Source organism: Streptomyces sp. NPDC015345, from assembly GCF_043078805.1.
Taxonomy (GTDB): Bacteria; Actinomycetota; Actinomycetes; order Streptomycetales; family Streptomycetaceae; genus Streptomyces.
Genome location: NZ_JBIBTX010000012.1, coordinates 26,872 through 52,277 on the forward strand (window position 1 = coordinate 26,872; position 25,406 = coordinate 52,277).

Consider the following 25,406-nt stretch of genomic DNA (forward strand, 5'->3'; position numbering starts at 1 on the left):
TCAGCCGGCCCGCTCGTCGAAGCCGTCGAAGCCGTCGAGTTCATCGACGTCACCGACTTCACCGACTTCACCGAGCTCGTCGAGGTCGTCGAGGTCGTCGAGGTCCAGGGCGAACTCGTCGATCTCGTTCTGGCTCATGTGCGTCACGGCCACGTCGGCGGGGGTGAGCCCGCCGTGAGCGCCGGGGCTCCGGGCGAGCACGTCGAGCGCGGCGAGCCACAGGTCGGCCAGCTCGCCGATCCGCTCGCGGGACAGCGCGGTCGACGGCCAGGTCCACGTGGCCGACAGCTCGGGCCCCTCGTCGCCGTCCGCGACCAGGGCTGTCAGCTCCAGGAGTTGAGGCATGGGCGCGGCCGGGTCCTGGTCGCCACCCGTGTCGTGGCCGGCCACGGGAGCGAAGGCGTCCGTGCCCGTGGCGAGGCTCCGGGTGATCCGGCCCAGGTAGTTGAAGGCCAGCTCGGGCGCGGGCAGCTCCGCGAGGAGCGGGTGGGCGTGTGCACCGGTGTGGCGCAACAACCCGTATCCCGCGCGGCGTTCGGGCAGTTCGGCCAGCTGCTCGCGGACGTCGCCGAGGAGTCGCCCCGCCGCGCCCGGGTCGGACCAGGCCCGTGCGCGGTCCGGGGCGGGCAGTTCGAGGCGCGTGGGGTGGGTGGTGGTGAACCAGCCGACCGTGCGGGACAGATCGGTGCCGGGCAACAGGTCCTCGTCGCGGCCGTGCCCCTCGACCTCCACGACGACGGCCGCGGCGCCGCCGGCGTCCCGCCAGTCGGCCACCGCCCAGGCGAGGGCGGCGAGAAGGATGTCCTTGGTCTCGCACCTGTGGGCGGCGGGGGCGTCGGTCAGCAGCAGCGCGGTCGCCTCCGGTGACAGCCGTGCGGTGTGCCGTCGCGCCGTGGCGACCAGGTCCACGGCGGGGTCCAGCGGGCGGTCGGCCAGGGCGACCCTGGGCCGGCGCAGCGTGCGGGCCCAGCGGGTCGCGTCCGTGGCCAGTGCGGGGTTCCGCGCCAGTTCGGTGAGGCGCCGCGCCCAGGTGCGCAGCGAGGTGCCCACCGGCTGGAGGTCGGGGCGCCGTCCGTCCCGCGCCGCCCGGCACGCCTCGGCGAGGTCGGGCAGCAGGATCCGCCAGGAGACGGCGTCCACCGCGAGGTGGTGGACGACGAGCAGCAGCATCCCGTCCCGGTCGGGCCCCCGGTCGAACAGGACCGCCTGGAGGACTGCTCCGCGCGTCGGTTCGAGCCGGGCTCTGGCCTCCTCCCCCTCCCGGGCCAGTACACGCCGCAGCTCGGCGTCGTCCGCGGCGCGGACGTCCACGTGCCGCAGGCGGTCCGCGGCGCCGGTCGGGTCCGCCTCGCGCACGTGCAGTTCCCACCGGCCGTCCTCGGTGGCCAGGGTCAGCCGGAGGGCGTCGTGGTGGTCGGCCAGCGCGGCGAGCGCGGTCGCGGTGTGGTCGGCGGTCAGGCCGGGTGGGGTCCGGACGAGCGTGGACTGGCAGAAGCGGGCGACGGGCGTCCCGCTGTCGCGCAGCCAGGACACGATGGGAGTGAGCGGCACCTGGCCCACCCCGCTGCCCGCCGGTTCCCCGACCGCCCCTGCGGCGTCGGTCGCGACAGACGCGAGCCCTGCCGGGGTGGCGTGCTCGAAGACCTGGCGCGGCGTCAGTACGAGGCCGGCGCGGCGCGCCCGACCGACCAGGTCGATGGCGAGGATGCTGTCACCGCCCAGGTCGAAGAAGCCGTCGTCGACACCGACCCCCGACATGCCAAGGACGTCCCCGAACAGGCCGACCAGCGTCTCCTCGTGCGCCCCCCTGGCCGCGCGGGACCCGGCCCCCGGAGTGAAGTCGGGTGCGGGCAGCGCGGCGCGGTCGACCTTGCCGTGGGCGTTCACCGGAAGGGACGGGAGCACGAGGACCGCTGCGGGCACCAGTTGGCGCGGCAGGACGCGGGCGGCGTGCGCGCGGACCGCGGCGGGATCGGGGGACGCACCCGGCTCGGGCGCGACGTGGGCGACCAGGCGCGGCACGTCTCCGGCCGTGTGCAGCGTGACGACCGCCGCGGCCACTCCGTCGGCGGCGGCCACCGCGGCCTCCACCTCGCCCGTTTCGACGCGGACGCCCCGCAGCTGGACCTGGTCGTCGCCGCGCCCCAGGAAGTCGATGCGGCCGTCGCGGCGGCGGCGGACGATGTCCCCGGTGCGGTAGGCGCGCTCGCCCGGCGTCCCGTACGGGAGGGCCACGAAGCGCTCGGCGGTGAGCCCGGGGCGCCCGAGGTAGCCGCGGGCCACCCCGTCGCCGCAGACGTAGAGCTCACCGGGGACTCCGACCGGAACCGGCCGCAGAGCGGCGTCGAGTACGTACACGCGGGTGTGGCGGACCGGTCGGCCGATCGGCACGCCGTCGTCGCCGTCGAGCGGGTCGGACGCGCAGGCCATCACGGTGGACTCGGTGGGCCCGTACGCGTTGACCACGCGGCGCCCGGGGGCCCAGGCCCTGACGAGTTCGGGCCCGCACGCCTCGCCGCCCACCACGAGCGTCGTGAGGGAGGCCAGCCGGTGCCGGGGCACGGTCGCGAGCGCGGCCGGCGGCACCAGGGCGTGCGTGACCCGGTGGGCGTCGACGGTGTCGGCCAGCAGGTCGCCCGCCAGCGGCCCCGGCTCCGGTACGACGAGGGTGGCACCGGCGGCGAACGTCATGGTCAGTTCGAGCACCAGCGCGTCGAAGCCGGGCGCGGAGAGTTGCAGGACCCTGCTGTCGGGCCGCACCGCGAACCGCTCGCGCTCCTCGGCGGCCAGCGCGGCCAGACCGGTGTGCGGAACGACGACCCCCTTGGGGGTGCCGGTGGACCCCGACGTGTGCAGCACGTACGCGGCGTTGTGGTGGCGCAGCGGCCGGACCCGGTCGCGGTCCGTGGGCGCGTGCCGGGGCCCGGCACTCGGGTCGAGGTCCCGCACGGCGACCGCGGGCACGTCCCCGGCGCGTGCGGCGCCGGACCGGTCGGTGAGGACCAGGGCGGCGGCGCAGTTGGCGAGCAGGGCCGTGACGCGGGCGTCGGGCAGGGCGGGGTCGACGGGGGTCCAGGCCGCGCCCGCCTTGCCGACCGCCAGGACGCACTCGATCAGGGCCGCGGACTTCGGCAGGAGGAGGGCGACGACGTCCTCGGGGCCGATACCGCGGGCTATCAGCTCGTGGGCGAGGCCGTTGGCCCTGGCGTCGAGTTCGGCGTAGCTCAGCTCGCACGCGCCCGCGACGAGCGCCGACGCGTCCGGGGTGCGCCGCGCCTGGTACTCGAACAGCTCGGGGAGGGTGGCGCTCCGGGTGCCGTCGGCGGTGTCGTTCCATTCGGTCAGCAACCGGTGGCGTTCTCCGGACGGCAACAGTTCGAGGCCGCCGACGCTCCGGTCGGGTTCGGCCACCGCGGAGGCCAGGAGCCGCACCAGGCGGGCCGCGATCGACTCGGCGCTCTCCCGGTCGAAGAGTTCGGCGCTGTACTGGAGTGACCCCGTGCACCCGCCGTCGGGGCGCTCGCCGAGGCCGAAGGACAGGTCGAACTTGACGGCTCCGGTGCCCACGGGGACGGGTTCCGCCGTCAGCCCGGGGACGCTCGGCACCGGGGGCGCGCTCTCCGCGTCGCCCGGTTCCACGGTGAGCGACACCTGGAACAGCGGGTGGCGGGCCGCGGAGCGCTCCGGGTTGACGGCCTCGACCAGCCGCTCGAAGGGCAGGTCCTGGTGGGCGAACGCACGCAGGTCCGCGCGCCGCACGCGGTCCACAAGTTCGCGGAAGGTGGGGTCGCCCGACACGTCGGTGCGCAGCACCAGCGTGTTCACGAAGAACCCGACAAGGCCCTCGAGCGCCGCGTCACCGCGCCCCGCGACGGGCGCACCGACCGGTATGTCGTCCCCCGCGCCGAGCCGTGACAGCAGCAGGGCCAGCGCGGACTGCACCACCATGAACACCGTCGCACCGCACTCGCGGGCCAGTCGCGCCGCGCCCGCGTGCACGTCCGCGGGCACCGTGAACTCCACCCGGCCCCCGTGCTGGACGGCCACGACCGGCCTCGGCCGGTCCACCGGCAGGTCCAGCTCCAACGGCAGGTCCACCAGCTCCGTGCGCCAGAAGTCGAGCTGACGCGCGAGGGGGCTCTGCGCGTCGTCCTCGCTGCCCAGCGCCGCTCGCTGCCACAGGGCGTAGTCCGCGTACTGCACCGCGAGCGCGGGCAGGTCGGCCGCCGTGCCCGCGCACCGGGCCGCAAACGCCGCCGCGAAGTCCCGGGCGAGCGGTCCGACCGACCAGCCGTCGCCCGCGATGTGGTGCATCACGAGCAGCAGCACGCGGGTGTCGGGGGCCGTGCGGAACAGGAAGGCCCGCAGGGGGATTTCCCCGGACAGGTCGAAGGGGCTGCCCGCGGCCCGCTCCAGGTGCTCGGCCAGCTCCTCGTCCGGCACGTCCTCGATGTGCCAGGGGACGTCCGTGCCCGCGGCGAGTACCCTCTGGTGCGGTCCTTCGACGTCCTCCGCGAAGACGGTGCGCAGGCTCTCGTGCCGCGCCACGACGTCGCGCAGGGCGGCCCGCAGTGCCTCCGGGTCCAGACGTCCGCGCAGCCGCAGCGCCATGGGGACGTTGTACGCCGCCCCCGGGCCGTCCAGCCGGTGCAGGAGCCACAGCCGGCGCTGGGCGTACGACAGCGGCAGCCGCTGCGGGCGCGGGCCCGCGCGCAGCACGGCTGCGTCGGCACCCGCCGGACGGTCGCCGCCGAGCAGTGCGGCCGTGCCCGCCGGGGTCGGGTGTTCGAAGAAGCCGGCGATGGTGAGGTCGGCGCCGAACGTGGCGCGGACCCGGTTGACCAGCCGGATCGCGGCCAGGGAGTGCCCTCCGTGGTCGAAGAACGAGTCGTGGGGACCCACCGCTGCCACGTCCAGGAAGTCGGCGAAGAGGCCGCACAGGATCTCCTCCTGCGGGGTCCGCGGCGCCGTCGGGCGCACCGGGGCCGGCGCGCCCGCGTCCCGCCGGGCGGTTCCGCTCCCGCCGCCTGTGCCTCCCGCGTCGCGTCCGTCGGGCTCGCCGTGGCGCAGGAGTTCACCGTCGGCGGTCCAACGGCCCCGCTCCCCCGTCGCCCTGAGCCACCGGCCGCGCGGGCCGAACGGATCGGCGAGCAACCCGTCGCCTGGCTCGTCGGTCAGCTCGTGGATGTCGCCGGTCAGGCCCACGGGGAGTGGACGCAGTCGCCCGTCCAGGACGTACGCACCGGCCCGCCGCCCGTGGTTCAGCACCTGTTCCCGCTCGGCGGCGTCCATCAGCGGCAGGTCGGCCGCCTTCGCGTCGGGGTCGGCCGCGGCAGCCGCGAGGAGGTGCAGCAGCCGGTCGACGAGGGCGCGCGCGGTGTCCCGCTCGAACCGGTCGACGCTGTAGGCGAGGGTGCCGGTCATGCCCGCCGGGGTTCCGTCGGCGAGGGTCTCCCCGAACTCGAAGTCCAGGTCGAACTTGGCTGCCCCGGTGTCGACGGGGACGGGCTCGGTGCTCAGCCCCGGCAAGTCGCCCGCGGCGTCGAGCGCGGCGATGTCGTCGGCGGTGTGGCAGGTCAGCACGGTCTGGACGAGGGGGTGGCGGGCCGCGGAGCGTTCGGGGTTGAGGATCTCCACCAGTCGTTCGAAGGGCAGGTCCTGATGCGCGTACGCCTCCAGGTCCCGCTCCCGTACCCGCGTCACCAGTTCGCGGAAGCTGGGGTCGCCCGACACGTCGGTGCGCAGCACCAGCGTGTTCACGAAGAACCCGACAAGGCCCTCAAGAGCCGCGTCACCGCGCCCCGCGACGGGCGCACCGACCGGTATGTCGTCCCCCGCACCCGAGCGCGAGAGCAGCACCCCGAGCGCGGCCTGCATCACCATGAACACCGTCGCACCCGCCGCGCGGGCCAGGCGCACCACGCCCCCGTGGACGTCCGCGGGCACGGTGAACTCCACGCGATCGCCTCGCCCGGACGCGGTGGCGGGGCGGGGGCGGTCCGCGGGCAGATCGATCTCGGCGGGCAGGTCGGCGAGCCGCTCCCGCCAGTACGCGATCTGCGCCGCGAGCGCGCTGTCCGGGTCGTCCTCCGAGCCGAGCGCCGCCCGCTGCCGGACGGCGAAGTCCGCGTACTGCACCGGCAGCTCGCGCCACCGCGGTTCGCTGCCCCGCAGCCGCGCGCCGAAAGCGGCCTTCAGGTCGCCCACCAGGGGGCGGACGGACCAGCCGTCGCTCGCGATGTGGTGCACCAGCACGAGCAGCACGTGCTCGTCCGCGCCCAGCTCGAACAGCGCCGCCCGCAAGGGCAGTTCCGCCGTGAGGTCGAAGGCGTGCCGTGCGGCTGCCGCCAGTTCCGCCGCCAGCTCCGTTTCCGGGCACCGGACCACCGCCAGCTCGGGTTCGGCGTCGGCCACGTCGCGTATGACCTGGTACGGGCCCTGGGCGTCCTCGGCGAACACGGTCCGCAGGCTCTCGTGCCGCGCCACCACGTCGCCGAGCGCCGACCGCAGCGCCTCCCGGTCCAGCTCACCGCTCAGCCGCAGGGCCAACGGCACGTTGTACGCCGCGCCCGCACCCTCCAGCTGGTGCAGGAACCACAGCCGCCGCTGCCCGAACGACAGCGGCAACCGCTCGGGGCGCACCCCCGCCCGCAGCGCCGGACCCGCTGTCCCGGCCCGCGCCACCCGGACGGCGAGCCGGGCGGCCGAGGGCGCCTGGAAGACGTCGCGCACCGAGAGCTCCGCGCCCAGTGCGTCGCGGATACGGGCGACCAAGCGGGCCGCGGTGAGCGAGTGGCCGCCCCGGTCGAAGAAGCTCTCGTCGACGCCGATCGCGTCGAGGCCGAGCACGTCGGCGAACAGGCCGCACAGGATCTCCTCGTGCGGGGTGCGCGGAGCGCGTGCGGCGCGCGTGGCCCCGGCACGGGGGACGGTCAGCGCTGCGCGGTCGAGTTTGCCGTTGCGGTTCAGCGGCAGGTCGTCCACGAGCAGTACGGAGGAGGGGACGAGGTGGGCGGGCAGCCGCCGGGCGAGCGCGGCCCGCAGCGCCGCCGGGTCCTGGCCGGTGCCCGGTTCGGCGACGACCAGGGCGACGAGGCTCTCGCCGTCCGCCGTCACGGCGCAGCGGGCGCCCCCGGCCTCCTGGCTCAGGCATGCCTCGACCTCGGCCGGTTCGACGCGGAACCCGCGCACCTTCACCTGGTCGTCGGAGCGGCCCACGAAGTCGAGGGTGCCGTCGGCCCGCCGGCGCACGAGGTCGCCGGTCCGGTACATGCGGCTGCCGCCGGGGGCGGCGACGAACCGCTGGGCGGTGAGCGCGGGGTTGTTCAGGTAGCCCCGGGCGAGGGCGGGTCCCGCGAGGTACAGCTCGCCGGTGACGCCCGGCGGCACGGGCCGCAGCGCGAAGTCCAGGACGTGGACCGTGGCTCCGCCGATGGGGCGGCCGATCGGCGGCGCCCCCGCTTCGGGCGCCAGCGGCTCGGTCATGGTGGCGCAGACGGTGAATTCGGTCGGGCCGTAGGCGTTCACCAGGCGGCGGCCCGGTGCCCAGCGGCGTACGACGTCGCTGGTGCAGGCGTCGCCGGCCACGGTGACGGTGACGCCCGGGGGGACGGCGCCGTCGGGCAGGACGGCGAGCACCGCCGGGGGCAGGGTGACGTGGGTGATCCGCGCCTGGGCGAGGAGGGCGGTCAGGCCGGGGCCCGGCAGCAGCCGGTCGGCGGACGCGAACACGGCCGTGCCGCCGGACAGGAGGCCGAGCAGGAGTTCGGAGACGGAGGCGTCGAAGGTGCTGGACGCGAACTGCAGGACGCGGCTGTCCTGGCGCACCGCGAACCGCGCGATCTGCCCCGCGGCGAGTGCGGCCAGGCCCTGATGTGTGACGACCACCGCCTTGGGCCTGCCGGTGGAGCCGGAGGTGTGCACGGCGTAGGCGGCGTGCCGCGGATGGAGGGGGCGGCCGAGTTCCCCGTCCCGTACGTCGTGGGCGGGCAGCGCGTCGAGGTCGCGTCGGGTGCCGGGGGCGTCGAGCACCACCGTGGGCACGGTGTGGGCTGCGAGGTCGACCTCGCTGGTGGTGACCAGGAGTACGGGCGCGGTGTCGTCGAGCACCAGCCTGGTGCGCTCGTCGGGGTGCGCGGGGTCGACGGGCACGTGGGCGCCGCCCGCCTTGGCGACGGCGAGGAGGGTGACGGCGAGGTCGGCCGAGCGGGGCACGGCCACGGCGACGAAGCGCTCGGGTCCGGCGCCGCGGGCGATCAGCAGGCGCGCGAGCCGGTTGGCCCGCTCGTTCAGTTCGGCCGTGGTGAGGGAGGTCCGCCCGTCCGCCACCGCGGTGCTCCCGGGGCTGCGGGCGGCGCGCTGCTCGACCAGTCGGTGCCAGAACGCGTGCGGCGGCGCATCGGGGCCCCGGCTCCAGGCCGCTTCCAGGTGGGCGGACTCGCCGGGGGTGAGCAGTTCGGTGGCCGCCACCCGCCGGTCCGGTGTGCGGCAGATCTGGCGCAGCAGGTGGGTGAAGCGGTCCGCCACCAAGGTCAGTTCGTGGTCGTCGAAGAGGTCGGGGGCGCAGTCCAGGCGCAGCCGCAGCACGTCGTCGGGTTGTACGGCGAGGGCGAGGGGGAAGTGCGTGGCGTCGTAACCGTCGACGGCCGTGACCGTGAGGCCGGGGACGACCTCGGCGGCCTCGGCGCCCGCGGGGTAGTTCTCCACGACGAGCGCGGTGTCGAAGAGTTCGCCGTGCCCGGCCACCCGCTGGATCTCGGCCAGCCCCAGATGCTCGTGCGCCAGCAACCGCGCACGCTCACCCTGCACCCGCACCACCAGATCCCCCAGACACTCCGAAGGATCCAACCGCACCCGCAACGGCACCGTATTGATGAACAACCCCACCATCGACGCCGCACCGTCCAACTCCGCCGAACGACCCGACACCGTCACACCGAACACCACATCCCCACGCCCCACCAGACCACCCAGCAACACCCCCCACGCCGCCTGCACCACCGCACCCACCGTCACCCCACGCCCCCGCGCAAACCCCACCACCGCGGCCGAGGTGGTCGCGTCGACGGTGGTCTCCAGGCGGCGGGGCCGCTCGGCCGTGCCCTTGGGGGCGGGGGCGAGCAGCGTGGGCGCGTCGAGGCCGGAGAGCGCGTCGCGCCAGGCACGCACCGCCGCGTCCCTGTCCTGCCCCGCCAACCACGCCAGATGATCACGGAACGGACGCACCTCCGGCAGCCCGCACGACTCCCCCGCCCGGTAGAACTCCAACAGGTCACGGAAGAGGATCGGCTGCGACCAGCCGTCCCACAGGACGTGGTGGTTGGTGATGACGAGCCGGTGCCTGTCGTCGGCGATGCGCAGCAACAGGCAGCGCAGCAGCGGCCCGTTCGCCGGGTCGAACCGCTGGTTGCGCGCGTCGTCCGCGAGGCGCGCGGCTTCCGCCGCGGGGTCCTGCCGCCCCCGCAGGTCCGCCTCCGCCCAGGGCACGCGGACCTCCCGGGGGACGACCTGGACCGGCGTACGCACGCCGTCGAACCGGAAGTTGACCTTCAGGTTCGGGTGGCGGGCCAGCAGCAGGTCCATGGCGGTGCGCAGGCGGGCCGCGTCGAGTGTGCCCGTCAGGTCGGCGCTCGCCTGGGCGTTGTACACGTCCGGCGCGTCCTGCCCGAGGGCGTGGTGGAACAGCAGTCCTTCCTGCAACGGGGTCAGCGGCAGCACGGCCTCCAGCGGGGGGCCTGTGGCCACGAGACGATCGTGCTCGGCCGGTGTGAGCGGTGACAGGTCCACGTCGGCGGGGGCGAGGCGTACGGGTCCCGCCCCCGGCGCCGATGGGCCGCGGGCACCGGGCCCGCCGCCCCCGCCACCGGTGTCACCGTCGTCGGGGCCGTCGCCCGGGTCGCGGGTCAAGGTGCGCAGTGCCTCGGTCCACAGCGCCTCCAGATCCGCGACATCGTCGTCGCGCAGCAGTTCGCCGGCCCACGACCAGGTGGCGGCCAGACGGGGGCCCGCCCCCTCGTCGACTGCGACCGCGTCAAGGCCGAGCACGTGGCCGGGCGCCGTTCCCGTGTCGTCGGCGGCGTCGAACCCCTCGGCCAGCACGGACCATCCGCTCTCCTGCGGCGCGGCCACCCGGCCCAGGTAGTTGAACATGATCTGCGGGGTCTGCATGCGCGCCAGCACGGGCGCGGTACGGGGGTTGAGGTGGCGCAGCATGCCGAATCCGACGCCGCCGTCCGGAACGGCCGCCAGGCTCGCGGCGGTCTCGCGCAGCGCGGTGCGCGCCGCGTCGTCCGCGTCCGGTCCGCCGGTCGCGATCCGCAGCGGGTGGACGCTGGTGAACCAGCCCACCGTGCGCGACAGGTCGGCGCCCGCCACCAGGTGCTCGGCGCGGCCGTGCCCCTCGATGTCCACGAGCAGGCCGGTGTCATGCCGGTGGCCCCGTGCGGCGCGCCAGCCGCGCACGGCCACGGCGAGCGCGGCGAGCAGCAGGTGGTCGGTGCGGGAGCCGTCGGCGATGACCGCCCGGCCGAGCGCGTCGGGGAGGGTGACCGTCTTGCGGCGCAGGGTGCCCGGTCCGTCGAGCTCGGGGTCCAGGGGGCGTGCGCCGATGAGCGGGTCGGGGGCCTCCAGGATGTCCTTCCACAGCCCGAGTTCGGTGCGCCGGGACGCGGCCTGCTCGGTGAGCTGGTCGGCCCAGGTGCGCAACGACGTCCGCACCGGGGGAAGCTGCGCCCGCTGTCCGGCCGCGCGGGCGCGCACGGCCTCGGCGAGGTCGGACAGCAGGATGCGCCAGGACACCCCGTCCACGGCGAGGTGGTGCACGGCGAGCACGAGCAGGTCGGGCCCGTCGCCTCCGACGGCGTGCACCGCCTGCACGACGGATCCGGTGCCGGGCGCCAGTCGCGCCGTGGCCCGGGTGGTCAGCGCGCGCACGTCGTGGCCGGCGTCCGCCGCTTCGGCCGCGGTCAGGTGCTCGGTGCAGGACGCCGCGTCGACCGTGCCGCGCGGCCGTACCCGGAGCATCCAGCCCGCGTCGTCGGACTCCAGGACCAGGCGGAGCGCGTCGTGGTGGTCGACCAGGTCCTGGAGGGCTTCGGTGAGGTGCTGGTGGGCGGTCCCCGCGGGCAGCCGGACAGCGGCGGTCTGTGCGTGGTCGTCGACGCGGACGCCGGATTCGGCGAAGCGGACCATGACGGGGGTGAGCTGCACCTCGCCCACCCCGTCGTCCACGGGGGTGGCGTGCTCCGCGTCCCGCGCCCGGACCGAGGCGGCGGCGAGCCGGGCCGCGGTCCGGTGTTCGAACACATCGCGCGTCGAGAAGGCCAGTCCGGCCTTGCGGGCGCGGCTGACCAGCTGCATGGACAGGATGCTGTCACCGCCGAGGCCGAAGAAGTCGTCGTCGATCCCGGCCCCTTCGACGCCGAGGACGTCGGCGAACAGCTGCCGCAGCACGGTCTCGCGCTCGGATGCGGGAGCGCGGCCGGGGGCGGTGGTGGCCGGTTCGGGGGCGGGCAGGGCCCGCCGGTCCAGCTTGCCGTGGGCGGTCAGCGGCAGCTCCGGCAGCACGTGGACGGCGGCCGGAACCATGTGGTCGGGCAGTTTCGACACCGCGAAGGCCCGCAGGTCCGGGAGATCGCCCCCGGTGTGCGTGGCGGACGGCACCACGTAGGCGGTCAGCCGCCGGTCGCCGGGCCGGTCCTCGCGGACCGTCACGGCGGCGGCAGCCACCCCGGGGTGGCTCTCCAGGGTGGCCGCCACTTCGCCCGGCTCGATCCGGAAGCCGCGCAGCTTCACCTGGTCGTCGGCGCGCCCGGCGAACTCCAGGGTGCCGTCCGGCCGCCAACGGGCCAGGTCGCCGGTTCGGTAGAGCCGGCCCCCCGGGGCGCCGAACGGGTCGGCGACGAACCGCTCCGCCGTCAGGTCGGGCCGCCCCAGGTAGCCGCGGGCCAGGCCCGCGCCCGCGACGTGGAGTTCGCCGACGACTGCGGGGGCGACCGGGCGCAGGGCGGCGTCGAGCACGTGGACCCGGGCGTTGGGCAGGGGGCGGCCGATGTGCGGGGTGTCTCCCGCGCCCACCGTCGCGGCCGTGACGTCGACGGCGCACTCGGTGGGGCCGTACAGGTTCCAGGCCGTCGTGGGCGCGTCGGCCAGCCGGTCCCAGGCCGCGGGGCCGACCTCCTCCCCGCCCAGGGCGAGGACGGCGGGGACGTGCTCGCCGCGCAGCAGGCCCGCGTCCACGAGCCGGTCGAAGTACGTGGGCGTGGCCTGCAGGAAGTCCAGGCGCCGCGTGCGGGCGCGGGCGACCACCGCGTCCGGGTCGAGCCGGGTCGCCTCGTCGAGGATGTGCAGCTCGTGTCCGTCGACCATCCACAGCAGCGGGTTCCACGCCGCGTCGAAGGAGGCGGGACTCAGGTGGGCCACCCGCAGGGTCCTGTCCCGGCCGGGCCGGAACAGCCGGGCGCGGTGGCTCGCGTACAGGTTGGCGAGGGCCCGGTGCGGGACGACGACGCCCTTCGGCTCGCCGGTCGAGCCCGAGGTGTGCACGACGTAGGCAGGGTGCTCGGGCAACACGCCCCGTTCGCCCGGGTCGTCGTCGCGGTGGCGTGCCAGTGCCTGTTCGGTCTCGACGCCGTCGAGCACGAACAGCTCGGCCTTCACCGCCGAGCACGCGGCGGCGTGCTCGGCGCGGGTGACGACGGCGACGGGGTCCGTGGCGTCCAGCAGCCGGCCGACGCGTTCGGCGGGCTGCTCCGGGTCGAGCGGCACGTACGCCGCACCCGCCTTGAGTACCGCGAGGAGCGCGACGGTCCACTGGGTGGTGCGGGGCAGCAGGACGGCCACATAGGTCTCGGGCCCCGCACCCGCCTCGATGAGCGCGTGGGCCAGGCGGTTGGCCCTGGCGTCGAGCTCGGCGAAGGTCAGGGAGGCGTCGTCCGCCACCACGGCGACGGCGTCGGGTCTGCGGGCGACGGTGGCGCGGAAGTGGTCCGTGACCGTGCCCGGAGGCACCTCGCCCGTCGTGCCGTTCCACTGCTCCACGGTCGTTCGCCTCTCGTTCTGCCCGGGGATCTCGGCCTGCGCCACCGGTGTGCGGGGCTCGACGGCCGTCAGCCGTACGAGCCTGGCCAGCCGCCGGGCGGTCGCCCGTGCGGTGGCCTCGTCGAAGGCGCCGCCGGGGTAGCGCAATTGGAAGCGCAGCCGCGCTCCCGGCATGACGGTCACGGTGACGGGGTAGTGCCCGGCGTTGCTGATGTCCGCCGTGCCGAGCCGCAGTCCGGCCGCCGCGGCGGTCCGCTCCAGCGCCTGCCCGTCCACCGGGTAGTTCTCGAAGACCGTGGTCGTGTCGAAGAGTTCGCCGTGCCCGGCCACCCGCTGGATCTCGGCCAGCCCCAGATGCTCGTGCGCCAGCAACCGCGCACGCTCACCCTGCACCCGCACCACCAGATCCCCCAGACACTCCGAAGGATCCAACCGCACCCGCAACGGCACCGTATTGATGAACAACCCCACCATCGACGCCGCACCGTCCAACTCCGCCGAACGACCCGACACCGTCACACCGAACACCACATCCCCACGCCCCACCAGACCACCCAGCAACACCCCCCACGCCGCCTGCACCACCGCACCCACCGTCACCCCACGCCCCCGCGCAAACCCCACCACCGCGGCGGTGTCGTCGGCGGAGAGCTCGGCGACGGTCTGGGCGGGGCCGGCGGAGGTCCAGCCGGGCACCAGCCTCGTGGGCGCGTCCAGGTCGGCGAGCGCGTCGCGCCAGGCACGCACCGCCGCGTCCCGGTCCTGCCCCGCCAACCACTCCAGATGATCACGGAACGGACGCACCTCCGGCAGCCCGCACGACTCCCCCGCCCGGTAGAACTCCAACAGGTCACGGAAGAGGACGGGCAGTGACCAGCCGTCGAGCAGGATGTGGTGGAGCGTGATGAGCAGGCGGTGCTCCTCGCGCGCCGTCCGCTCCACGGTGAACCGGAGCAGGGGCGGCCGGGTCAGGTCGAAGCCCGCCGCGCGCTCGGCGCGCGCGGTGGTGTCGAGCGCGGTGCGCAGCTCGTCGGGGGACAGACCGGTCAGGTCGGCGTACCGCCAGGGCACCGGGGCCGCTTCGGAGACGACCTGCACGGGCCGGTCGAGTCCTTCGTGGCGGAAGGCGGCGCGCAGGTTGGCGTGCCGTCGCAGCAGGTGGTCGGCCGCCCTGCGCAGCCGCCCGGGGTCGAGGGGCCCGCCGAGGTCCACCGCGCACTGCACCACATAGTCGTCGGGGCCGTCGGGCGCGCCGTCCGCCGTGCCGTGGTGCACATGGTGGAAGAGCAACCCCTGTTGCAGGGGCGACAGCGGCAGGACGTCGTCGATGCGGGGGTGGAGCTCGGCGAGTGCGGCGAGATCGGCCGCCGTGAGGCCGGGCGCCGTGACATCAGGGGGTGTCAGCGCCGGTTCCTGGTCGGCGAGTTCGACCAGTGCGGTGAACCAGAGGCCGGCCAGGTGCCGCGCCCGCTCGTCCGGGACCAGCTCGCGCGCCCAGGTCCACGACGCGGTCAGCGTCGGCCCTGCCGGGCCCTCGACGGTGACGGCGTCGAGGGCGACGGGGTGCAGGAGGGGCGTGGCCGGGTCCTGCTCGTCGAGGGCGGCGCCGTCGTCGGCCGCCGTCCAGGGCCGCGCGCCGTCGGCCTGGACGCGGCCGAGGTAGTTGAAGCCGAAGTCGGGGCTCGGCGCGGCGGCGAGCCGTGGGCCGGTGGCGGGGTTGAGGTGGCGGAGCAGGCCGTGGGTGATGCCGCCGTCGGGCACGGCGCGCAGGCGTTCCTTGACGTCGGTGAGGGCTGCGAGGGGTCCCGTGCCCGGTCGCAGCAGCAGCGGGTGGAGCGAGGTGAACCAGCCGACGGTCCTCGTCAGGTCGGCTCCCGGCACGGCGTGCTCCGTGCGGCCGTGGCCCTCCACCTCGACCAGTACGTCGGTGTGCCGCGGGTCCCAGCGGGTCACGGCGAGCGCCAGTCCCGCGAGGAGCAGTTCCCGTGCGTCGCAGCGCAGGGCCGCGGTGGCGTCCAGGACGCGCGCGGTGACCTCGGGCGGCAGCGCCAGGGTCACCCGGCCCGCTGTCGCGGCCACGTCCTCGGCGGGGTCGAGCGGCCGCCCGCCGACGGGGAGCGACCGGCGGTCGTGCCGCTCCAGCCACGCGTCCAGTTCCGCTTCCCGCGCCGGGTGCACGGCCAGGGCCTGGAGCTCCCGCGCCCAGGCCCGCAGGGGTGTGCCCACCGGCTGGAGGCCGGCCGGCAGGCCGTCGCGGCGGGCCTGCCACGCCTCGGCGATGTCGGGCAGCAGGATGCGCCAGGACACGCCGTCGACGGCCACGTGGTGGGCCACGAGCAGCAGTCGGCCGGGGTCGTCGCCGAGGTCGAACCAGACGGCGTCGAGCACCTCGCCGCGCTCGGGGGCGAGACGTGCGCGTGCGGTCGCGGCCTCGTCCCGCAGCAGTCGCGCCAGCGCCGCGCCGTGGGCCGGCACGCGGCGCACGTGGCCCCGTACGTCGACCGCGCCTGGCGGCAGCACCCGCAGCCGCCATGTGGGTCCGGTCGTCAGGGCCAGGCGCAGCGCGTCGTGGTGGTCGACCACGGCCGCGATGGCTTCGGTCAGTTCGCCCAGACCGATGCGCGGCGGCACGGACACGACCACCGACTGGTGGAACGAGCCGACCGGGCCGCCCAGTTCGCGCAGCCGGTGGACGACGGGAGTCAGCGGTACGTCGCCGGTGTCGGAGCCCGGTCCGCCGACGGCCGCCGCCGGGGCGAGCGCGGCGAGACCGGCAGGCGTGGGGTGCTCGAACAGGTCCCGCGTGCTGACGGCGAACCCGGCGGCGCGTGCCCGGTTCACCAGCTGGATGGAGAGGATGCTGTCGCCGCCGAGGTCGAAGAACCCGTCGTCGGGGCGGACCGTTTCGACCGACAGGACGCGGGCGAAGAGCCGGCACAGGAGGCGCTCGCGGGCGTCGCGGGCCTCCCGCCCCCGAGGCCGGGTGGTGTCGGGCCTGGGCAGCGCGCGCCGGTCGACCTTGTCGTTGACGGTCAGCGGCAGCGCGTCGAGCAGGACGTACGCCGAGGGCAGCAGGTAGGCGGGGAGCCGCAGGCCGAGCCACTCACGCAGCTCGGCGATGTCGGGGCGACGGCCGGGGACGGGCACCGCGTACGCCGTCAGGCGCCGGTCGCCCGGCGTGTCCTCGCGTACGACGGCGACGCTCTGGGCGACCAGGGGGTGCGCGGTCAGTGCCGCCTCGACCTCGCCGGGCTCGACGCGGAAGCCGCGCAGCTTCACCTGGTCGTCGACCCGGCCGAGGAACTCCACCGCCCCCGCCCGGTTCCATCGCACGCGGTCGCCGGTGCGGTACATGCGCTCGCCCGGCCCGCCGTGGGGGCAGGCGACGAAGCGTTCGGCGGTGAGCGGGGCGCGCCGGTGGTAGCCGCGGGCCAGGCCGCCCGCGATGTACAGCTCTCCGGCGACGCCGGGGGGCACGGGGAGCAGCCGCTCGTCCAGGACGTACAGGCGCTTGCCGTCGAACGGGGTGCCGATCGGGACGGTCCCGGTGGCCGGAGCGGTCCCGTCGGCCCGTACGGTTCCGTCGGTCCGCTGGGGTGCGCAGTCCCAGATCGCGGCTCCGACGGTCGCCTCCGTGGGGCCGTAGCCGTTGAGTATCCTGCGGCCCGGCAGCCAGCGGCGCACCAGGTCGGGCGGGCAGACGTCCCCGTTGAGGGTGAGGGTGACGCCTTTGGGGAGGCTGCCTTCGGGCAGGTTGGCGACGACCGCGGGCTGCACCGCGAGGTGGGTCACGCCGACCTCGCGCACGAAGTCGGCCAGGTCCTGGCCGAGCGGCGTGTCCTGGGGTGCGAGGACGAGCGTCGCGCCGGAGAGCAGGGCGCAGAAGGAATCCCACAGCGAGGTGTCGAAACTGGTGGACACCAGTTGCAGGACGCGGCTGTCCGCGCCGAGCCCGAGCAGCCCGGTCTGGAGCGAGGAGAGCGCGGCGATCCCGGTGTGCGGGGTGACCACTCCCTTCGGTACGCCCGTGGAACCCGAGGTGTAGATGACGTACGCGGCGTGCTCGTGGCGCAGGGGCGCGGTCCTGTCCGCTTCTTCGAGGTTGCCCGCGGGCCTGCGGCGCAGCGACGCGGCGACCTCGGGGCCGTCGAGCAGCAGGCAGTGGGCGCCCGCTGTGCTCAGCCCGCCGTGCAGTGCCCGGGTCGTCAGAACCGTCCGGGGCGCGGCGTCCTGGAGCATGAGGCGGATGCGCTCGGGCGGATAGCCGGGGTCGACGGGCAGGAAGGCGGCGCCCGCCTTGGCGACGGCGATCCAGGCCACCACCCAGTCGGCCGAGCGCGGCAGGGCGACGCCCACGAACGTGTCCGGCCCGGCGCCGAGTTCCACGATGTGCCGGGCCAACCGGTTGGCCCGCTCGTTCAGTTCGCGGTAGGTGAGGGCCTCTCCGGCGGCGCCCTCCTGTACGGCGACGGCGTCCGGCGTCCTGGCCGCCTGCGCCTCGAACAGGGCGGGCAGTGTCCGCGGTTCGGCTCCGGGGGCACCGCTCGCCCACTCCGTGAGCACGGTGTGGCGCTCGCGCTCCCCGAGGACGTCCAGGTCCGCGACGGGCGCGTCGGGGTCGGTGACGAGGGCGTTGAGCAGGCGCACGAGCCGTGCGGCGATCGACTGCCCGGTCTCCTCGTCGAACAGGTCCGACCGGTACTCCAGTTCGCCGAGGAGTCCGCCTTCCTGACCGCCGTTCGCCGTGAAGGTGACGCCGATGTCGAACTTGACCAGTCCGGTGTGGATGTCGCGGACGCTCACGTCGAGGCCGGGGAACCGGGCTCCGGGCGCGTCGACGACCGCCTGGGCCGGAGCGTCGTCGAAGGTCAGCATGGTCTGGAACAGCGGGTGGCGCGCGAGCGAGCGGGCCGTGCTCAGCTCTTCGACGATCCGCTCGAAGGGCACGTCCTGGTGTGCCTGGGCCCGCAGGTTCGTCTCGCGCCCGGCGGCCAGCAGGTCGCGGAAGGTCGGCGTCCCCGAGAGGTCGCAGCGGAGCACCACGGTGTTGACGAACGCGCCGACCGCCTCGTGGAACGCCGCGTCCGTACGGCCGGACACGGGGCAGCCCACGGGGATGTCCCGGCCCCCGCCGAGCCGTGAGAGCAGCACGGACAGCGCGGCGTGAAGGCCGACGAACGGGGTGGTGCGGGCCGCACCGACCAGACCGAGCAGCGCACGGTACGCGGCGTCCGGCACCCGGAACGGCACCCGTCCGCCCCGGTCGGACACCGCGGCGGTGCGCGGCCGGTCCAGCGGGAGCGGGATCTCCTCCGGCAGCCCGGCCAACGCCTCGCGCCAGTAGTCCAGTTGGCGGGAGCCGAGGCTGTCCGGGTCGTCGGGCGAGCCGAGCCGGGCGGCCAGGGCCAGGGTGTGGTCGGCGTACTGCGCGGCCGGCTCGGGCCAGTCGGGCGCCGTGCCCTCGCGCCGCGCCGCGTAGGCGTGCGCCAGGTCGCGCACGAGCGGAGCGACGGACCAGCCGTCGCCCGCGATGTGGTGGGCGACGAGCAGCAGGACGTGCTCGTCGGCGCCGAGCCGGAAGAGCGTCGCCCGGAACGGCGGTGCCTGCCCCAGGTCGAACGGCCGCAGCGCTTCCCGCCGCAGCAGCTCGTCCAGCTCGTCGGCGGCCGTCGCCACGGGGGCGAGCGGGTACGGCGCGCCGGGCGGCGGCTGCACGAACTGGTGCGGGCCCTCGGCGTCCTGGGCGAAGAGCGTGCGCAGGATCTCGTGGCGGGTCATGACGTCGGCGAGGGCGGCGGCGAGCGCGTCGGCGTCCAGGGCGCCCGTCAACGAGAGCGCCATGGGCATGTTGTACGTCGTGCGGGACGATTCGAGCTGGTGCAGGAACCACAGGCGGCGCTGGGCGGGGGACATCGGGACGCGCGCGGGCCGTGGCGCCGCGCGCCCGGCGGTTCCTTCGGAAGCCGCCGGCGCCGCCGGCCGGCCCAGCACGACGGCCAGTTCGGCGGGCGTGGGCGCGTCGAAGACCTGCCGCACGGACACCTGCGTCCCCAGCGCGGCGCGGATGCGGCCGGTCAGCCGCGTGGCCATCAGGGAGTGGCCGCCCAGGTCGAAGAAGTTGTCCTCGGGGCCGACCTCCGCCACCCCGAAGACACCGGCGAACAGCTCGCAGAGCGTCTCCTCCCGGTGGCCGCGCGGGGGCCGTCCGACCGGCCGGTCCGCCACCGGGTCGGGCAGCGCCGACAGATCGAGCTTGCCGTTGGGGGACAGCGGCAGTTCGGGCACGGCGCGGAAGGACTGCGGCACCGCGTGTCTCGGCAGGTGCCGACGCGCGTGCTCGCGGAGCTCGGCCGGCGTCACGGCGGCGCCCTCGCGCAGCACCACGTACGCCGCGAGACGCTCGTCGCGCACCACCACCCCCGCCCGTACGACGCAGGGGTGGCCGCCCAGGACGGCCTCGATCTCGCCGGGCTCCACGCGGAAGCCGCGTACGTTGATCTGGTCGTCGGCACGGCCGAGGTACTCCACCTGGCCGTCCGCGAGCCGGCGCACGAGGTCACCGGTGCGGTATGCCCGGGTGCCCGGCGGGCCGTAGGGGCAGGCCACGAATCGCTCCGCGCTCAGGTCGGGCCGCCCCAGGTACCCCCGGGCGAGTCCGGGCCCGGCCAGGTACAGCTCCCCGGGCATGCCCACCGGAACCGGGCGCAGCGCACTGTCCAGGATGAGGGCGCTGGTACCGCGCACCGGCCTGCCGATCACCGGGACAGACGCGTCGGCCAGGTCAGCGGCGAGGGCGTCGACGGTGAACTCGGTGGGCCCGTAGAGGTTGTGGGCGACGACGCCCGGTGCCGAGCGCAGCCGGGTCCACAGCCTCTCCCCCGCCGCCTCCCCGCCGAGCAACACGACCGACGGGCGTTCGGCGCCGTCGAGCAGGCCCTCCTCCAGCAGGATCTCGGCGTACGACGGCGTGACGTCGAGGACGTCCGCACGGGTACGCCGGAGGTGGTCGACCACGGCGGCGGCGTCGCGCCGGGTGGCGTCGCCGAGCAGGTGCAGCTCGTGGCCGCCCAGCATCCAGATCAGCGCCTCCCACGACGTGTCGAAGGACAGCGAGGCGGTGAGCACGAACCGCAGGCGGCGCCCCGCGGCCCGCCGGGTCTCCGGGCCGACCAGGGCCTCGTGGTGGTGCGTGATGAGGTTGACCACCCCTCGCTGTTCGATGACCACGCCCTTGGGGCGGCCGGTCGAGCCCGAGGTGTACATCACGTACGCGGCGTCGGCCGGGGAGAGCGGCCGGGTGCGCTCGCCGTCGTCGACGGGTCCGGCCGTGCGCCGGGCCACGGCAGCCGTGGTGGCCGCGTCGGCCAGATCCACCCGCGGGGCGTCGCCGACGGGCCGCCGCGCACCCGCCGTGACGACGAGGGCGGGGCGGGCGCTCCGCAGGAGCCGCTCGATCCGCAGCTCCGGCAGGTCGTCCTCGATGGGCAGATAGGCGGCGCCCGACTTGAGGACGGCGAGCAGGGCCATGATGAGGTCGGCGCTGCGCGGCAGGAGCAGTGCGACGACGGTGCCGGGTCCGGCGCCCAGGCCGATCAGGTGCCGTGCCAGGCGGTTCGCGCGAGCTTCCAGCTCCGCGAAGGTCAGGGGTGCCTCGCCCTCGCACACCAGCGCGGTGGCGGCGGCCGGGGCGGCCAGCATCTGCCGGTGCACCAGGTCGGGAACGGTCAGGGGCGACGGCTCCCGGTCGGCGGGGACCGTGCCCGCCCGCGCGTCGGCCAGAAGCTGACGGCGTTCCGCGGGCGCCAGCAGGTCGAGCCTGCCGAGCGGCAGCCGCGGCTGCGCCACGAGGGCTTCGAGCACCCGCGCGACGCGGTCGGCGACGGCCGCCGCGCTGTCCGGTACACCGGGCGCCGAGCGGCGTTCCACCTGGAGGACCAGTTCGTCTCCGAGCGTCACCGTCAGGGCCAGGGGGTAGTGCGTGGTGTCGTGGAAGCCGGTGCCGGTGATCCGCAGGCCGGCCGCGTCGGCCGCCGACGCCAGTTCGGCGCGGCCGGGCGGCTGGTTCTGCACGGACAACAGGGTGTCGAAGAGCTGCTCCACACCTGCGGCCCGCTGTACGTCGGCGAGCCCGAGATGCTGGTGCGGCAGCAGTGCCGTCTGTTCGCCCTGAAGACGGACGAGCATGTCGAGCAGCGGTTCGCCCGGGCGCCAGGCAACCCGCACGGGCACGGTGTTGACGAACAGACCCACCATCTCGGCATGGCCGTCGAGCTCGGCGGGCCGGCCGGCGACGGTGTTGCCGAAGACCACGTCGGTGCGGTCCGTCAACACGCCGAGCACCTGCGCCCACGCACCCTGGAGGACCGTCGCGAGCGTGAGTCCCGCTGCCCGTGCCCGGCGTTCGAGCAGCAGGGTGGCACGGCGCGGCAGCCGCACCAGGGCCACGTCCGACGCCTCGGACGCGACGGGGCCCTGTGGTGCCACGAGGGTCGGCTCGACGGGTCCCGCGAGTGCCGTGCGCCATGCCTCGACCGCCGCCCGCGGGTCGCGGGCGGCGAGCAGCCGCAGGTGCTCGGTGAACGGCACCGGCACGGGCAGGTCGGGTGTGCCGCCGGCCCCGGCCGCGTACAGGTGCAGCAGTTCACGCAGCAGCACCGGCAGCGACCAGCCGTCGAGCAGCAGGTGATGGTAAGTGAGCACCAGGCGGTGCCGGTCGTCGCCGAGGGAGATCAGCCGTGCCCTGAGCAGCGGGGCGCGGGACAGGTCGAACCTCGCCGCGCGGTCGGCGTCGGCCGCCCGCCGCGCGACCTGCTCCCGGTCGGCCTCCGGAAGCGGGGACACGTCGGTGCGCTCCCACGGGGTGGGCACCCGTGCCGGGCAGAACACCACGGGCGTGCTCAACGCCTCGTGCAGGAAGGCGGACCGCAGGGTGGCGTGGCGGTCGATGAGGCGTCCGACGGCGTCCCGCATCCGTGCCGGGTCCACCGCGCCCGTCAGGTCCAGCTCGCACTGCACCACGTAGCGGTCGGGCCGGTCGGGGTCGTCCAGCAGCCCGAGGAAGAGCAGTCCCTCTTGCAGCGGGGTGAGCGGAAGGACCTCGCCCGGTCCCTGTGCGGCCGCGACGGCCGCCAGTTCGCCGGGCGGCAGCGGCGCGGGGAGCGGCCCGGCCGGGGTCCGTTCGGGGCCCACGGGTTCCGCCAGGGCCGCGAGGGCCGCCGGAGTGCGGTGTTCCAGCACGTCGCGGGCGGTCAGGGCGAGCCCGGCCCGCCGGGCCCTGCCCACCAGGGCCAGTGCCTTGATGCTGTCGCCGCCCAGGTCGGTGAAGCCGTCGTCGGCCGACACCTCGCCGGCGTCGAGCAGTTCCTCGAAGAGGGCGCACAGCGTGGTCTCCCGCGGCCCCGACGGGCGGCGCCCGGCGCCCGCGGCGGTGTCGGGCACGGGCAGCGCGCGCCGGTCGACCTTGCCGTTCGGGGTCATCGGGAGGGCGGGGAGTACGACGACGTGGGAGGGCACCGCGGGGCCGGGCAGCACGGTGGCGAGGTGGCGGCGGACCCCGGCGGCGACGTCGGCGTCCGAGACCCCGGCCCCGGCGGCCGAGCTGTCGGCGGCGCGGGTCACGTATCCCGTCAGGCGGCGGTCGGCGGGTCGCTCCCCGTGCACGGCCGCGGCGGCGCCGCCGACCCCGGGCGCGCCCAGCAGGGCCGTCTCGACCTCGGCCAGCTCGATCCGGTGGCCGCGCAGCTTGACCTGAGCGTCGGTGCGGCCGACGAACTCCACGCCGCCGCTCTCGCGCACCCGTACGCGGTCGCCGGTCCGGTACATCCGCTCGCGCGGGGAGCCGAAGGGGTTGGCGACGAACCGCTCCGCCGTCAGGTCCGGGCCGCCCAGGTAGCCACGGGCGAGGCCCGCGCCCGACAGGTACAGTTCGCCCGTCTCCCCGGCCCGCACCGGCCGCAACTGGTCGTCGAGCACGTGGGCCGTGGTGTTCCAGATCGGTGTGCCGAGGGCGACGTCGGGCCCTTCGCAGGCGGCGAAGAGGCTGTCGCCCGTGGCCTCGGACGAGCCGTACAGGTTCAGGAGCGTGGCGTCCGGCAGGGCCCGTGCGAACCGCTCGGCGTCCTGCCCCGTCAACGCTTCCCCGCTGCTGACCCACAGGCGGCAGGCGCTCAGCCGGTGGGCGTCCGCGCCGTCGAGCAGCGCGCCGAGCAGGCTGGGGACGACGGTGACCCGGCCGATGCCGTGCCGTTCGATCAGGTCCGTGAGGCTGTCCGCCGCCGCCACGGCTCCGGCCGGGGCGAGGACCAGCGGCAGGCCGTTCAGCAGGGCACCGAACAATTCGGTCGTGCCGTCGATGAAGCTCAGCGACGTCTTGCCGAGCACGGCCTCCCCGTCGCGGTGGGGGAAGGTCCCGCCGAACCAGCGCACGCGGTTCAGTACCCCCGCGTGCACGCCGACGACGCCCTTGGGCCGGCCGGTCGAACCGGAGGTGTGGATGACATAGGCGGCCGATTCCGGCGCCATGGCGGGCCGTTCGGCGCGGGTCAGGTCGTCCTGTGCCGTAGCCGCCAGCTCGCGCAGCACGTCCGCGTCGTCCACCGCGACGACCTGCGCCGAGGTCCGCGGCAGCGCGGCGGCGAGCGCGGTCGTGGTGAGCACGACGGCCGGGGCGGTGTCGGACAGGACGAACTCGACGCGCCCGGCCGGGTAGTCGGGGTCGAGCGGCACGTACGCGCCGCCCGCCTTCGCCACGGCGAGCACCGCGGTCACCTGTGCGAGGGAGCGCGGCAGGTACAGGCCCACCGGCGACTCCGGGCCCACCCCCCGGGCGAGCAGCAGTCGGGCCAGCCGGTTGGCACGGGCGTTCAGTTCGCCCGCCGTCACGCGTGTGGTGTCTTCGACGACGGCCGGCGCGGTCGGCTCGCGGGCCACGCGCCGCTCGAAGGCCGCGGCGAGGTTCGGCCCGAAGGGGGCCCGCGGGACGTCGGCACCCCGGAGCGATCCATCCGGCGCGGCGTCGCGATCCACGGTGCGCGGGAGCATCGCGCCCACCGGGCGCCCGGGGTCGGCGGACGCCCGCAGCAGGTGGCCGATGAGGTCGTCGCGGATCGCGGCCAGCTCGGCCTCGGAGTGCTCGTCGGCGTGGGCGTGCAGGTCGAGCGCGAGGCCGCCGCTGCCGTCGGGCGCGCCGTGGACGTTGAGGGTGAGCCCGTGCACGGGCCCGGTGGACAGCTGGTCGGTGACGGCCTCGACGGAACCGAAGCGCAGCGTACGGTCGAAGGCCATCACGTTGACCATCAGGGCGCCGAACCCGGCCCCTGTCCAGCCCAGTTCGCGCCGCAGTTCCTCGCCGCGGTAGCGCTGGTGGCGCAGCGCGGGGCCGAGCGCCCCGCGCACCCGGCCCACGACGTCGGCGAGGGTGTCCCAGCGGCCGACCGCGAGGCGCAGCGGCAGTTCGTTGGCGAGCATGCCGGGGGTGGTCAGCGCGGCGCGGCCGAGGCGAGTGGTCAGCGGCAGCCCGAACAGCACCTCGTCCCGGTCGCCGACAGCCCTGCGGTAAGCGGCGACGAGCGCGATCACGAGGACCGTCCAGGGCACTCCGGCCACGCGGGCCGCCTCGACGACGGGCCTCGTCCGCTCCTCGGTCAGGCGGCCCCTGCTGCGCACTCGCGGCCCGGCGCCCCGGTACCGGCTCGGCTCCGGCACGTCGGCCCCTGCCAGCCGCTCCAGCCAGTACGCCCGGTCGTCCTCGCGCCTGGCGGACTCCTCGTAGGCGCGGTCCTGTTCGACCAGTGCGGCGAGGCTGCCCGCGGTGGACCCCGGTACGGTGCGGCCCGCCGCGAGGGCGGTGTAGACCTCGGCGATCCGGGCGGTGTGCAGGCTCTGGCCGTAGCCGTCCAGGACGACGTGGTGGTACGTGAGCACGAGGCGGTGTCTGGAGGGGGAGAGCCGCAGCAGCGCGTGCGCCACGAGAGGGTCGCCGCCGAGCAGGGCCGGGGCCGCCGCGAGCCGGTCGGCCGCCCAGGCGTCGGCCGCGGCGGCCGGGTCCCGGGCCCCGCTGAGGTCGACTTCCGCGAGAGCGGCCTCGGCCTGCGCCGCGGCGGGCGCCAGGACGTGCTGCAGCAGCCGGTCGTCCCGCTCGGTGAAGCGCACCCGCAGCGTCTCGGCGTCCGCGACGGCTCGTGCGACGGCACGCCGGAGCAGGTCGGTTTCGACGTGTCCGGTCAGTTCCAGCACGGCCCCGCAGTGGAACGCCCCGGCGTCCCCGTCGAGCTTCTCGGCGATGTGGACGCCGCGCTGCGCGGCCGTCGCGGGCAGCGGGTCGTGGCCCGCCCGGCGGATGTTCACAGGGCATGCTCCTGGTCTGCGTG

1 protein-coding gene is annotated in these 25,406 nt (G+C 75.7%); it reads right to left on the bottom strand.

Annotated features, from left to right (window positions below; genetic code table 11):
• Window positions 1-25,383 carry a non-ribosomal peptide synthase/polyketide synthase gene (locus tag ACF062_RS35725; protein ID WP_392143855.1) on the bottom strand — a complete coding sequence of 8,461 codons (25,383 nt, stop codon included), beginning with the start codon at window positions 25,381-25,383 and terminating at the stop codon, window positions 1-3.
• Between the last annotated feature and the right edge of the window lie 23 nt (window positions 25,384-25,406).